This window comes from Agrilactobacillus fermenti (assembly GCF_021030645.1).
Classification (GTDB): domain Bacteria; phylum Bacillota; class Bacilli; order Lactobacillales; family Lactobacillaceae; genus Agrilactobacillus; species Agrilactobacillus fermenti.
This window is the reverse complement of the sequence record NZ_JACGCJ010000001.1, coordinates 62,989-77,839: the sequence shown is the minus strand read 5'-3', so window position 1 is coordinate 77,839 and position 14,851 is coordinate 62,989. Positions and strand designations below refer to the sequence as shown.

9 protein-coding genes are annotated in these 14,851 nt (G+C 40.2%); all 9 read right to left on the bottom strand.

Annotation, left to right across the window (positions count from 1 at the left end; translation table 11 throughout):
- Positions 1-2,976: a type III restriction-modification system endonuclease gene (locus FHQ08_RS00315; RefSeq protein WP_230912384.1), complete on the bottom strand. Its 2,976-nt coding sequence runs from the start codon at positions 2,974-2,976 to the stop codon at positions 1-3.
- Between the two features lie 4 nt (positions 2,977-2,980).
- Entirely contained in the window at positions 2,981-4,924 is a 1,944-nt protein-coding gene (locus tag FHQ08_RS00310; RefSeq protein WP_230912383.1) for a site-specific DNA-methyltransferase, read from the bottom strand.
- An 854-nt stretch (positions 4,925-5,778) separates the two neighbouring features.
- Entirely contained in the window at positions 5,779-7,155 is a 1,377-nt protein-coding gene (gene rlmD, locus FHQ08_RS00305) for a 23S rRNA (uracil(1939)-C(5))-methyltransferase RlmD (RefSeq protein WP_230912382.1), read from the bottom strand.
- Positions 7,156-7,282: 127 nt separating this feature from the next.
- Entirely contained in the window at positions 7,283-8,356 is a 1,074-nt protein-coding gene (locus FHQ08_RS00300; protein WP_230912381.1) for a diacylglycerol kinase, read from the bottom strand.
- Between the two features lie 20 nt (positions 8,357-8,376).
- A complete protein-coding gene (gatB, locus tag FHQ08_RS00295) occupies positions 8,377-9,807 on the bottom strand; it encodes an Asp-tRNA(Asn)/Glu-tRNA(Gln) amidotransferase subunit GatB (RefSeq protein ID WP_230912380.1) in 1,431 nt (476 codons plus the stop codon).
- Entirely contained in the window at positions 9,807-11,276 is a 1,470-nt protein-coding gene (gatA, locus tag FHQ08_RS00290) for an Asp-tRNA(Asn)/Glu-tRNA(Gln) amidotransferase subunit GatA (protein WP_230912379.1), read from the bottom strand. Before gatA ends, gatB begins: the two co-directional genes overlap by 1 nt.
- Positions 11,277-11,576, bottom strand: coding sequence for an Asp-tRNA(Asn)/Glu-tRNA(Gln) amidotransferase subunit GatC (gene gatC, locus FHQ08_RS00285; RefSeq protein ID WP_230912378.1), 300 nt, complete (start codon positions 11,574-11,576; stop codon positions 11,277-11,279). It abuts the gene before it with no gap.
- Positions 11,577-11,639: 63 nt separating this feature from the next.
- Entirely contained in the window at positions 11,640-12,785 is a 1,146-nt protein-coding gene (locus FHQ08_RS00280; protein WP_230912377.1) for a CamS family sex pheromone protein, read from the bottom strand.
- Between the two features lie 15 nt (positions 12,786-12,800).
- Positions 12,801-14,831 (bottom strand): NAD-dependent DNA ligase LigA, encoded by a 2,031-nt coding sequence (gene ligA, locus FHQ08_RS00275; RefSeq protein WP_230912376.1) that lies wholly within the window; start codon positions 14,829-14,831, stop codon positions 12,801-12,803.
- Between the last annotated feature and the right edge of the window lie 20 nt (positions 14,832-14,851).

Genomic DNA, 14,851 nt, shown 5'->3' with positions numbered 1-14,851 from the left:
CTAATTCAACTCTCCATTTTCCAATTTATTAATCAAATCGTGTACTTCTTGTTCACTAGTAGCCATCCGGTAATAAACTCCAGATTCTTTCAACTGATCAAAGTACTTCTGTTGAATAATATGGATCTCTTCATCACCTAGACGCATATTTTCCGCCTTGGTTTCAATAACTAGATAAGTTGGATTATTTCCATGTTCAATCTTAAAAATGAAGTCTGGTGTAGTCGTTCCGTTATCAAAGCGTGGAATCCTGATAGCTTTCTTTGGTAGCTTCCCAAAGACGCTAATCTTAGGACCATACGATCGCTTCAAAATCTTCAATTCTGGATCGGCACTGTCATAACGAAGCGGCGGTCTATCATACAAATACTTTTCATCAGAAGTTGAATTTGCTTGGTATACACCAAGCACACTAGCTGGAATTGAATCCACAAATTCTTGCTTCTTAGCATTGTAGATCGAGGTCGATGTTGAAAAATCTAATGGTTCATAGCTATATGAAGTTTTGATTCGCTCATTGAATTGATTGTTAAAAGTTCGAATCAGGTTACCAAGTGTCTTTTCATTGATGTAATTAGTATTGTTTTTTAGACGCTTGATTGCATCAATCATCAAATTATTTAGCAGATTAACTGACAAGTCAGTTTGGTGAGCTAATATTTTGAGAAACTTACCATAGTTCATGGTTAAGTATCCCGTACTGTAATCAAACTGTGTTTCTCTCACAGATGCTGAACTTTTATCAGTAACAACTTCCTGATGAACCATTTGTGGGCGTTGCAAGACAAAAATCTTATTGTCGCTGTCATTGAAAACATTACGAGCAACAGTTTTAGCAACCTGATTTACCGTTAGATCAAACTTAATCATTTGCCGTTTAGCTAACTGCTGCCAAAGATTTTTCAATTGCTGCCAATTTTGTTTTCGCAATCTAACTGTAGTAGTGTCTTTAGAATTCTTGTCACGAACTTTATCATTAGCAACCTTAGTTTGCAGCTCAATTTCTGGGTAAAGTTGGCATAAAGCCTCATATCCAGACATCTTTTGGCCATTGAGTTCTACGACATTTTTGAACTTGTTTGAACGAGTAATCACATTATGCTTATCTAAATCATCAAGTAACTGATCTTTATTAAATTGTGGATCAATTTTTTGTTTAGCTTTGACAATTAACTTAATCATATCATCAGTTAATTCTTCTTGATTCAATTTAATTGGTGAATCATCATTGATTTCACCTACTAGTTTCTGCGCAAAATCACGCTCGTCATAACCAATTAAGAATGATAATCTACTTTGCCATTCATTCTGGTTTAAACGGTGGCCGGTTTCATCAACTGGCAACCGTAAGCCACGTCCTACTTCTTGAACCTTACTGATTTCAGACCCAGATGTACGCAGCTTGGCAATCGTAAAGATATTCGGATTATCCCAGCCTTCCCGCAAAGTCCACTTAGAAAATAGGAAGCGGCGAGTTAGCCAATTGTCATCTTTATCCTTAAAACTGAGCAGTTTTTCCTTATTACTTAAAATATCTTCAACTTCTGCTTGAATATCAGCATCTGAGCTACCACGGTCTTCACTGAAGTAGCCTGCATAAACATCTTGGTGCTCAGTTTGGATACTTCTTAAAGTTGCCTGTAAGAACGAACAATACTCTTTTTCTCGGTCATCCATGGTAAGTTCATAGCGAGCAATTAATTTTTTCAGTTTCTCAGTTAAAATTTCTTCAAAATGAAGGGCCAGCCAACCCTTACCATTATTTTCACCACGAAAGCTAGAAATGCTATCAATAAAGAATAGTGATAGCGTTTTAATCTTCGGTGCATAATCACCCGAATTCAGACGTAAAAAGTTCTCTTCTTCCGCTTTAAAGTGACAATCTAATGCCTGTGAAATAATCTGATCCTGATAGTTCTGTGCGAAAGTACCAGGAATCAACTTCATATCTTTTGATAAAGCTAGTCCATTAGATAGTTCTCGATTTGTGCCCCCAGCATAGGTTATGTTCCCTTCAAAACCTGAATCAACATCCACCAAGTTTTCACCAACATTAAGAGAATATTCCTTGTTACCCTTAGAAAGTATCAGTTCTTTTGTCTTGGCCTGTTTAACTTTATACAAGTTATTGGCTTGTTCTTCAGGCATATCTGGATAGTCAATATCAATACCCTTAACTAACCCTTGATTGAAACTATCAACTGCATTCAAATTAAACTGAGGTTCACCACGATAATAGTCAATCTTAGTGACCTTATTTTTTCCCCGTCCACTAGTTGTTTCCGGGAAGGTAGCCCCAAAACGAACAATTAATTGAGGCTTCATTGCTTCAATATCCTCATAAAATTTTTTGCCGCGAGGGAAACGTTGTGGTTCATCAATAATCACTACTGGCCGAGTAGCCGCAATAGCTTTGATTGGAGAAGTTTCGCCACCTAGCAAGGTCTGATCATAATCATCGCGGTGCATGGACTTAGAGTGCAGCATTCCCTGGTTAACCAGCAAAACTTCGATTTGGTTGGCATTCTGCCGAGTTGCTTCTACAAATTCAGAAAGTTGGGCTGGAAAGTTCCGCCGTCCTGAGCGCGCACTAAAATCCCCCGCATTAATAACGTTTAATTGCACACGGGTATTTTCATAAAATTCACTGAAATGCTGCTTAGCATAATCACTCGTAATGAAACTGCGAGTTCCTTCCTTAATACTCGGACTAGGCACGGCAATTACAAATTTGAAGAGACCATACTTTTGATGAAGATCGTACATCATTCGAGTGTAGACATAGGTCTTTCCAGTACCAGTTTCCATCTTGATATCGATATTTGCTTTATTGTTATAACGATACCTAATTAATGGATTAGCATAAATATAATTAGCATTTGGATCATTGCTTACGATATCTATACCAGGAAATGCTTTATCAATAGCTGTAAGGGCATCAGTTTGGTGCTGTAAAGTTTCAAGTTTAATCTTCATAATATTAGTACCTCTTGATTAAAGTGACTTTACTATCTAATTGCCCTAAGCCACTCTCTAATTCACGCAGTCCAGCAACATTAAAGGAATAGCCGAAGATCACTATACTCTGGACTCCTAACTGATGAGTACCAAGTTGATTCAATAACTCTTTTGTCTGCTTAGCTTCCCATCCCTCGTTAATCAAATAAAGACGATCATCTTCAACTTTATGGGCCGCATAATTGTCAAACTTAATTATTTCAACATTGGCATCAAAAGAATAACCATCTTTAGCTAGCCAGGTAGTTAAGATTGTCTCTTCTCCAGTGGTATCTCCAACAATACCTAAGCTCTTACTTGAGAAACCATCAACCATATTGGTAAAAAGGCTGATGTTGTTAGGAGCAAATTCATCAATTTCTTCAAGTGTTTGCTTAACTGGCTTAACTACCCGGTAATGCTTAAAACTACCATCAAAGTCTTTAGGTAAGGTTAATTCATTATCTTCCCGAATCTTCTTAGCCGCACGACGAATACGTTCACGTGCAATTTGATCAATAGACATAAATCCATCTGCAAACGCAGTACGTCCACCTTTAGTAGGAACCTTTTTCCCAGATTTATTAATATGATATGTTTTTTCGGGCAATTGAACCAAAATGAAATGACGATGCCCCTGGTCTTCAATATTTTGTTGCAACACAGCCTCTGCCGTAGTCGCTGACCCTGCAAAAAAGTCTAGAATTACTGAGTCAGAATCTGAATACAGTTGGATGACCCTCTGGACTAGTTTTACTGGCTTAGGATATGCAAAATATTTCTTTCCGCCCATTAATTGTTGTAATTGCTGAGTAGCTTCTTGACTATGTCCAACATCCGTGTAGTGCCAAACAGTCATAGGAGTAACGCCTGTTTTTCTAAGTTCTGATTTAAATCGTTTCATACTAGGTACAGCATCACCATTTTTTCCAAACCAGATACGGTTGTCAGCGAGTCTCTCGCGAAATGCTTTTTGCGAGAGACTCCAGCTTCTACCCGCTGGAGGCTCGACTACTCTCCCTGAGGGAGTCGTAACAGGGTAAATATTAGACTCATTAGCAGGTCCAACTGACATATCAGATGATTTCCAAGGACCCCGCGGATCATTGTCAGGATTCTGATATCTATTGTCTGCTGCTTCATTACGAGTAATACCACTTGTTTCAATTATATTAGCCTCTCTACCGTAGACCAACATATAGTCATGACTAGGCGAAAAATTTTTCTTCAAGTTAATTGGTGCATATGCTCTTTCCCAAACCACTTGAGCTAAGAAATTTGCTTCACCAAATATTTCATCACAAATTTCTTTCAAATTGCCGTCTTCATTATCATCAATTGAGATGAAAATAACACCAGTTTGTTTTAATAAATGCTTGGCTAATTGAAGTCTCGGATACATAAAGGTTAACCATGCAGAATGACTGGACTTTCCCTGAATACTTTTAAGTCTTGCCAATTGATCATCGTCGAGGCCAAACATGTCTTCAAGTTGATCATCGCTGTACTCAAAAGAATCCGGATAAGCGAAATCATCCTGACCAGTGTTATATGGTGGGTCGATGTAAATTATATCAATCTTATTCTGATAAGACGTTTGTAAATGGCGTAATACTTCAAGATTATCCCCGGTAAAAAATAAATTTTTACTATTCTTACCCTCACCTTGATTTTGTTTTTTATCAGGCACAATAACAGTACTTGCCATTTCCCCAGCCTGGCGACGAGCGTAATCCTTACCAATGAAATTTAGCTGATAACCCTCACTCAACTCATTAACATTTTTGTCCTTAAGTTGATCCTTGAACTTGTCAATATCAAAAAAGCCGTCTTTGGTAAAGAATTCAGGCAGCTTTTCTTTCAACTCATTTAAGAAAGCCGTGTTAGGTTGCACAGTTTCATTGTATTTTTCGTTATCTGTTTGCATTAATTATTCTCCTATATCAGTTATCAGTACGTACTTTCCCACAAATATAAGTAAGGTCACAATTTCGTTCAGAGCATATCTTCATCAAAAGATTGGTGGTAACGTTAGCATCTATTACCAAGCTTGGTAATAGATACAGCTCTATATTACATTGCTTTTGCAAATTTTTTCTACACCGCCCTATAAATTTAATAGCTTCCATAATTTTTGTAGCTCCTGGTAATTGCTTCTAAGTCTGTTAGATCAGCTTATTCAGCGGCCCTAATGATATTCAGCCTACTAATAATTATACATATTTTGTAATTTCTTAACTGAGACAGAATATTCCTAACCTTCCTAAGTCGTTCAGCCCATATCTCATCAAGATTCAAAGTTTCTTAATTATTCTATGTAATTCTAACATTAAATGGGAAAGTCAATAAAATCGCTTAAACAATTTTAATTATAGCAGATAATTATGGTTCTATACTTTTTGGTATCGATGGATGTTAATCTACTAATATCTCATTTTTATACTAACTTTGAGATATAAAAAAAGAACATCATGTCTTATATTACGATCAAGTCTACGAAAGCCAATTGAAAGAAGGATGAATGATGTTCCCCATTATTGATTTTACAGAAAATGGTTGAGGGGTCAAGGATAAAAATATAAGGTTTGATAAAAAATTACCTTTCGAAATAAAAAAGTCAAGAATGAATTAGTCGTCGTTTATACAATCCAAAAAGCTCTCATATTTTCCACTCAATCTACCAGCTTAAGAAGCAAAAAAAGTGTACTAATTCCAATCATTCTGAAAGGAAAAAGTACACTTTTAATCATCCGTAAATGCCGCCATGACGCGGTTTATGAGCTATTTTTCTGTACGTTCGAGGACCGTAACGCTCTCGACATGGGTAGTCATGGGGAACATATCCACTGGCTGGGTTTGTTTTGCTGTATAGCCAGCAGCGGCAAATGCCTGCAAATCGCGAGCTAATGTGGCCGGATTACAGCTGATATAAAGTACTTTCTTAGGCCGGACTTTGATTGCGGCTTCAATAAATTCTGGTGCTAAGCCTTTACGTGGTGGATCAACCACGATCAAGTCGGCTTTCATACCTTCTTCAGCCCATTGCGGCAATACTTCTTCAGCCTTGCCCACCACAAATTCAGCATTCGTAATGCCATTTAATTCAGCGTTAGCGTTGGCATTGGTTACGGCAGCTGGCGTGATTTCTACCCCTTTTACCGAACGAACGTGTTTGGCCATGGAGAGACCGATCGTGCCAATACCAGAGTAAGCATCGATCACAACTTCATCACCGCTTAAATTAGCAGCTTCAATAGCTTTTTGATACAGTACTTGCGTCTGGGTAGGATTGACTTGGTAAAACGATAAGGCAGAGATATCAAATTTCAAGCCTAATAATTCGTCACGAAGATTGGGCTTCCCCCACAAAATACGTTCCTTATGCCCTAAAATCGTATTGCCCTTGGTCCCATTGATATTTTGAATAATGCTGACGACATCAGGGATCTCTGCCAAAATAGCGTTGGCTAACTCCCGACGTTCCGGTAATTCTTTAGTTCGCGTAATCAAGACAATCATCATTTCGCCAGTATAATACCCTCGACGAATCATGATATTCCGTAAAACACCTTGATGATTCACTTCATCATAAGCGGAAATACCAAATTGGCGGATCAAGTCTTGTAATTTAGCAATGGCTGCATCGATTTTTTCGTCTTGAATGAAAAAGTCTGTCATGGGCACCAAGCGATGGCTCCGCTTTTGAAAGAAACCAACCGTTGGCTGACCATCCACTGTACGCACGGGTACCTGTGCTTTATTACGATAATGCGTCGGATCAGTCATGCCCAACGTGGGTAAAACATCAATGGCTAATTTAGCTTTTTGATACAAGTTTTCAATTTGCTGCTGTTTGAATTTTAATTGTGCTGGATAAGCCAAATGCTGCAAAGGCGCAATGCCAGTTTGCGTATAACGCCGATTTTTGATATCCACACGATCAGGACTGCTTTGAACCATTGCTACTGTTTTAGCGAAGGCATACTTCTTAGCAACTTTAGTAATTACCGCTGTAACCACTTCACCGGGTAAAGCATTGTCAATGAAGATGGGAAAATCATCAACTTTGGCAACGCCCAACCCATCATAAGACAAGTCTACCGCTGTGAGATCTAGTGTTTGATTCTTTTGTACTGGTGTATTTAAATTTGTTTTCATATTAACCCCTTAATTAATGATCGCCGTTAAGCATAGCGGAAATTGGCTTGAAATACAAGTTTCATGCAAAATGGACCTGAAAAGCAGAACTAGCATCTGCTCACAGGTCCATTTTTTTAACTATATTTTATGTGTGCTTAGTTTCAGATGCATCATCCGACTTAGGCGCATGGCTTAAATCTAATTCTGGCCGAACCAATTCATGATTCGCATCCAAATTTTGAACATGCTTAACGATCTCAGCCTCAGCGTTCTGTTCCGATGGTGTTTCATAAGTAATAGCTTTATTGGGAATGTCATCCACATTGGCAAACATTTCAATATGCTGCTTCAAATTGACAAACTTCATCGGCGCATCGCCGCCATATTCCCCATCTAAATTGATCATCATCCGCTGATTATCCTTAGGCTTGGCAACTAATTTCCTCGTTTTCACATAAATAATGTTGTTGTCATCTACATGTCGACCACCATTTAAAACAAGAGCCATCAAGCGTAAAATCTCACCAATATTAGATGTTTTGACAATAATTAAAGAAAAATAACCATCATCTAAAGAAGCATCAGGTACGATTTGTTCCATACCACCGACCGAATTTGTCAAAGCTAAGAAAAACATGGAGGCCGGACCATCATAAACACCATTATCATACTCCAGATGCATCTGCGTTGGCCGCATGCGCGGCAACATTTCGGCACCTTTCAAGACATACGCTAGATAGCCTAGAATGGATTTGAATTGAGACGGCACTTCATAGGTTAACTCGGTCATAAAGCCGCCACCGGCAATATTAATAAAATAGTTGTCGTTGGCTTTGCCCACGTCCATCTTGACGGACTGTTTCTTCAAGATGATTTTAGCCGCTTCAACTGGATCTTCACGAGGAATCTTCAAAGCACGCGCATAGTCATTAGTTGTTCCAGCAGGGATGATCGCCATCTTGGGGCGTCTTTTTAATCCGGCGATCCCGTTAACGACCTCATTGATTGTCCCATCGCCACCGGCTGCAACGATCAAGTCAAACCCCTCTTTAGCCACGCGTTTAGCCTCTTTAGCAGCCGAAAGCGGTGCTTTAGTCGTTTGAAACGCACTGGCTTCATAACCAGCTGTTTCTAAAATATGCAAGATTTGACCCACACTTCGCAGCAACGTTTCATGACCTGCAGTGGGATTGTATATCAATCTAGCCCGGACTCTCATGTTTCTCCCTCTTTAACTACTTAGCGTTTTTTTAATTCTGCCATCAAAATTTGATTGACGACTTTTGGATTGGCTTTACCGCGGGTTTGTTTCATAATTTGACCAACTAAGAAACCAACAGCCCGATCTTTCCCATTTTTAAAGTCATCAATTGATTGTTGGTTATTGTCCAAAACCTCATCAATGATCGGTGTCAGTTTAGCAGGATCGGATAATTGCACCATACCTTTTTCTTCGACCCATTGCTTGGGTTCCGTGCCATTAGTAATGATTTCTTGGAACACTTTTTTAGCGATCTTAGAACTGATCGTCCCATCTTTAATCAAATTGATCATTGTTGCCAAATGTTCTGGTGTCAGCTTCGTCTCTTGCAGATCCAGCTTATTTTCATTCAAGTAGGCATTTACTTCACCCATCAGCCAGTTGGAAACTTGCTTGGGATCAGCACCTTGTGCAACGGCAGCGTCAAAGAAATCAGACATTTCTTTCGTGGTTGTTAACACGTTAGCATCATATTCTGGCAAGCCGTATGTTTGTACATAACGCTGCCGCCGTTTATCAGGCATTTCTGGAATGCTTGCTTGAATTTCTTTGATCCAGTCGTCACTAATATGAAATGGTGGAATGTCTGGTTCTGGGAAATAACGATAATCATCAGAACCTTCTTTTACACGCATCAAATAAGTTTGTCCGGTCGCATCATCATAGCGTCTCGTCTCCTGGCGAATTGTACCGCCAGACATCAAGACACGACTTTGCCGTTTTTCTTCATAGGCTAGGCCTAGACGGACAAAATTGAAAGAGTTTAAGTTCTTTAACTCTGTTTTTGTCCCATATTTTTCTTGTCCAATTGGCCGAATCGAAATGTTTGTGTCGACCCGCATGGAACCCTCTTCCATTTTGACATCGGAAGCTCCAGTAAATTGAACGATCTGCCGCAATTTTTCTAAGTAAGCATAGGCTTCATCAGGAGAGGCAATATCTGGCTTAGATACAATTTCGATCAAAGGTGTGCCTTGACGGTTCAGGTCAACGTATGAGTAGCCATCTTCGGAATGGGTATTCTTACCGGCATCTTCTTCGACATGCAATTCAGCAATACCGATTTTTTTCTTCTTGCCATCGACTTCAATTTCAACCCAACCATTGGTGCCCAAGGGCTTTTCAAATTGTGTGATCTGATAGGCTTTAGGATTATCCGGGTAGAAATAGTTTTTCCGATCAAAATGCGTATCGCGCGTAATGTCTGCATTCAAAGCTAAAGCAACCATGATGCCATAACGATAGGCTTGTTTATTGACTTTAGGCAGCACACCCGGAAAACCAAAGTCGATAACATTGGTGTTCGTATTGGGCTCATCCCCAAATTCAACTGGTGAAGGACTAAACATCTTAGTCTTGGTCTTTAATTCAACGTGGACTTCTAACCCGATTGTTGTTTCAAAGTTCATTAGTTTTGACCTCCCTTGAATTCTGGAATAGCTTGATGGAATTCTGTGGCTTGTTCAAAGGCATCAGCAGCCTTGAAAATTGTCATTTCATCCATCTTCTTAGCCATCAATTGAACGCCAATTGGCAACCCCGTTTCAGAGAAACCTGCTGGGATCGATGCTGCCGGGATACCTGCTAAGTTGGCCGGAATTGTCAAAATATCATTGAGATACATGGTGACTGGATCAGTAACTTTTTCACCTAACCCAAAGGCTGGCGTTGGTGTTGTTGGGCCTAGAATCAAGTCATATTTTTCAAATAGTTGATCAAAATCATTCTTGATCAAAGTACGCACTTGGGCAGCCTTCTTAAAGTAAGCATCATAATAACCAGCTGATAAGGAGAAGGAACCCAACATGATCCGCCGTTTCACTTCGTCACCAAAACCTTCAGAACGTGAGCGAACATAAACATCTTCCAAAGTTTTGACATCTTTTGCCCGGAAACCATAACGAATGCCATCATAGCGCTGTAAGTTGGAAGAAGCTTCACTGGAAGCGATAATGTAATAAGCTGGGACAGCATATTTCGTATACGGCAGGGAAACTTCTTCAACCGTAGCACCTAAACTTTCAAAAGTTTTGATGGCGGCTTGAATTGCTTTAACCACGTCAGCGTCAATGCCCTTATCCATATATTCTTTTGGTACCGCAATCTTAAGGCCCTTGATATCCTGACCTAGTGCTTTGGTAAAGTCGGGCACGGCTTCAGTTGCACTTGTCCCGTCATGATCATCATGGCCAGAAATGGCATTCAAAATGATGGCACTATCTTTGATAGAACGGGACAAAACCCCGATCTGATCCAAACTAGAGCCAAAGGCCATTAAGCCCCAACGTGAAACACGACCATAAGTTGGTTTGATCCCAAAAATACCGTTAAAAGCAGCTGGCTGACGAATAGAACCACCTGTATCTGTCCCAAGCGCGGCAATCACTTCACCGGCTGCCACAGCGGCTGCTGAACCACCTGAAGAACCACCAGGCACCTTGGTTAGATTCCAAGGATTATGCGTTTCACCAAAATAAGAAGTTTCTGTCGAACTTCCCATGGCAAATTCATCTAAGTTGGTTTTACCAACGGTGATGGTCTTTTGACCATCTAATTTATCCATGACCGTCGCATTATAAACAGGTTCAAAGTTGTCTAAGATATGGCTGGCAGCCGTCGTCTTTAAACCTTTAGTAACGATATTATCTTTAATGCCTAAAGGAATCCCAGCCAATAATTCGTCTGGGTCAATGCCAGCTGCATCTAATGCATCTGCTTTTTCCAGTGCGTCAGTTTTATTTAAAGTAATAAAAGCATTGATTTTCTCATCCGTTTGTTCAATGTAATCAAACGTAGCTTCTACTAATTGGCGAACGGTTATTTCTTTATTAACTAACTTATCGTGGAGACTCGTAATATCTTCATTGAAGTAATTCAACTATTCGTCCTCCTCTTTTTCAATAATTGCAGGCACCCGAATTAGCCCTTCCGTTGTTTCAGGGACATTCTTCAATAATTCAGCGCGCGTCTGACTCTTCACGGGTACATCTTCACGGAAAACATTGACAGCACTTGTGATATGGGTAGTTGGTGCAACATCTTTTGTATCTACTTCACTTAATTGATCGACAAAATCAACAATTTTATCTAATTGACTAGTGAAATTTTCTAATTCGGAATCATCGAATTCTAATTTTGCTAAATTAGCAACATGGGCAACTTGTTCCCTTGAAATCATGCGATCTCCTCTTTCATGAAAATTCATTCTGTTTTATTGTAACATAACTGTTTCTGGTTGGAATTAGTAACTTGAAAAGACATGGGTATAGAAACTCTTAGCATTACTGCTGCGCGCAACAAATGCCTGAATGCCTTGCGTCGATTGTATCGTAATTTGTAACGGAATATTCCGGGGTAAATAGCGACCGGCCGCTTGAGCGATGTATTGCGTAAAGCTGGTGATTTCAGTCTCGCCATAAAATTGAGTATTAATTGTAATATTCATACCCGCTAGCTGATCGTTTTCATAATGGGCCTGGGCAACAACGCCAGCCAAGTTAGGGAAGAAACTCTGAACTTGTGTTTTAAAGTTAGAAAATGAATCATTATCTCCAGAATTAACCGCCTTTTCACCACTAGCCGTTGGTAATACCTGGTTCTTTTCATTGACTCGTTTCCAACTGTCGATTTTCTTAGCACCGTTATCAACCGTGGTGGCCGATACATAAGTCCCACCCACTAAGCTATCCTTAGAAGCTTGTTTATAAATACCAATCGTGATCGGAACATTTTCCAATCCTTTGCGCTGCCGCAGCCGCTGGACGATTGTTTGCGCCATCTGTTTGCCCTGAGCCAACAAAGTATTATCAGAAATATTGGTTTGAAATTCAGCACCATATTCTTCTTTTTGATAATAATCCACACTATTCATACCCAGAGCAATACTAATGCCGCCAAGTTTAACGCTTTTATCATCTGTTTGCGTCACATAGTCTTGTTCTAATATTTGTTGCAAATATAATGGTGCTCGCTTATCGGCATCAGTAGAACCATTATCAGCTGGGTTTAGGCCCTCGGGATTTTTTTGCGATTTACGGGCTAACCAGTCCTTAATTGTATCGGATTTTAAATATTGGCCCTCTTGCAGTAAATACTTATCAGTGGGGAATTGTGACTTTGATAGATCTGTTAATCCGTCTTCCATACTTTTAACGTTCAAAACGTTGTCTGTTTGCGATGTCGTTAGGCCCCTAGCCGCACTTGTTTTGTAATGACCGTTTTCGATCACCCCAGTATAATTGGATTCGCCGGTCGCACCTGTTGTTTGCACACCTTTATTGTTTGTGCTTGTTTGCGTGCCTGTCGAGCCAGTACTCTTTAAATTGCCACAGCCCGCCAGTACTAATGCCAAAGTAGCCAATATAAACCAAAGATTTTTTCGTTTCAAAATTTGTCCTCCTACCTACTTTTGAGGCAAATACTCATCCAGCTCTTGCTCATTGATGATTTCAACGCCAAGCTGCTGTGCTTTTGTCAATTTACTACCTGCTGCTTCACCAGCGACCAAAATATCCGTTCTTTTAGAAACTGAGCTGGTAACTTTAGCGCCCAAATGTTCTAATTTTTCGGTTAATTCGGGCCGAGTAAAGTCGTTAAGTTTACCGGTCAATACCACTGTTTTATCCTTAAAGAAGTTGGCCTCGGGCACGGCTTCAGTTTCACCTAAATATTTTAAATTGACGTCTACAGCAGCAAATTCATGGAGTAAGGTTTGAACTTCAGCATTGTTAAAGTAAGTTGCAACGCTATCTGCCATAATCTGACCGACATTATTTATCTGTGTCATATCTTCGCTAGTCGCTTTCGCTAACTGCCAGATATCACCATAATGTGCCGCTAAAATTTTAGCAGCTTTAGCACCCACATGGCGAATGCCTAAACCGAACAACAGCCGTTCCACTGAATTTTGTCGGCTGCGATCAATAGCACCTAGTAAATTTGCAATCGATTTCTCTTTGAATTTATCTAATTGGCTTAAGTCCTCAGCCGTCAAGCGGTATAAATCAGCTGCATCATGGACCAATTCTTTTTCAAATAATTGAGCAATCACGCGTGGTCCCAAACCATCAATATTCATAGCGTTGCGACTGGCAAAATGGGTCAGGCCCTCTTTGATCTGAGCCGGACACATGGGATTGATACAGCGTAAAGCTACTTCGTCTTCTAAATGAACCAATTGGGAACCACAAGAAGGGCACTTTGTCGGTATCTCATAAGGCACCGTATCTGCTGGTCGCTTATTTAAAATCACAGCAGATACTTCTGGAATAATATCGCCAGCTTTATGTAAGCTAACGGTATCCCCAATTCGAATATCTTTGGCCTTCAACATATCTACATTATGCAAGGTGGCTCGAGCCACAGTCGTTCCCGCAAGCGGTACCGGATCCATGACCGCAGTTGGCGTAACCACCCCAGTGCGGCCCACCGTCCATTCAATATCATGGACAACGGTTTGTGCTTCTTCAGGTGGAAATTTATAGGCAATCTCCCAACGAGGGACTTTAACCGTATTACCAAGCGTTTGTTGGGTAGTCAAATCATCGACTTTCAAAACCACCCCATCGATACCATATGGTAACGCATTGCGTTTCGGTGTATTGGTTTCAATAAACGTGATTACTTCCGCAATATTATGACAGAGCTGACTATCTGGATTGACATGAAAACCCAAAGCTTTTAATTTAGCTAAGGCTTCCGTTTGAGTCTGAAGTGTTAGTGTATCCATGCGCGTGATGAAGTAAATAAAGGTATCTAGCTGGCGCGCTTTAGTAACACGCGTGTCTAATTGCCGCAGGCTACCTGCCGCAGCATTACGTGGATTGGCAAAAATCGGCTTTCCCTCTGCTTCGCGCTGCTTATTTAGCTTCTCAAAGGCAGTTTTGGGCATATAACACTCACCACGCACTTCGATTGAAAGCGGTTCAGGCAGAAGCTTAGGAATTGAATCAATCGTCAACAAATTCTTAGTGATATCTTCGCCGACATTGCCATCTCCCCGCGTTGAACCTTGGACAAAACGCCCATTCTCATAGACTAAACTGATTGCCAAACCATCGATTTTCAATTCTGTACTATAACTTAATTGATGTCCCACATTACGGGTTAAGCGCGCATCAAATGCTTTAAGTTCATCAAAGGAGAACACATCTCCCATGGACAGCATCGGTATGGTATGGGTCACTTTGTCAAAACCGGGTAAAACTTCACCACCGACTTTTTGAGTGGGTGAATCCGGGGTAACAATATCCGGAAAAGCCGTTTCTAAGTCTTGCAGATCCCGATAAAGTGCATCGTAAACACTATCTTCTACCAAAGGTGCATCCTTGGTGTAGTAAGCGTCACTATATTGTTGCAGCGTTTGCCGTAATTGTTTTGCTTCTGTATTGGCTTCTGTCTTGGTATAGGCTTCAATTGATTTTTTTAAGGTCATCTTTAATCACCATTATTAAT

Bases quoted from the DNA above. Each gene is read 5' to 3' on its own strand.
- gatB (WP_230912380.1), bottom strand. From the start codon at position 9,807: ATGAACTTTGAAACAACAATCGGGTTAGAAGTCCACGTTGAATTAAAG.
- FHQ08_RS00315 (WP_230912384.1), bottom strand. From the start codon at position 2,976: ATGAAGATTAAACTTGAAACTTTACAGCACCAAACTGATGCCCTTACA.
- FHQ08_RS00310 (WP_230912383.1), bottom strand. From the start codon at position 4,924: ATGCAAACAGATAACGAAAAATACAATGAAACTGTGCAACCTAACACG.
- FHQ08_RS00300 (WP_230912381.1), bottom strand. From the start codon at position 8,356: ATGAGAGTCCGGGCTAGATTGATATACAATCCCACTGCAGGTCATGAA.
- gatC (WP_230912378.1), bottom strand. From the start codon at position 11,576: ATGATTTCAAGGGAACAAGTTGCCCATGTTGCTAATTTAGCAAAATTA.
- ligA (WP_230912376.1), bottom strand. From the start codon at position 14,831: ATGACCTTAAAAAAATCAATTGAAGCCTATACCAAGACAGAAGCCAAT.
- rlmD (WP_230912382.1), bottom strand. From the start codon at position 7,155: ATGAAAACAAATTTAAATACACCAGTACAAAAGAATCAAACACTAGAT.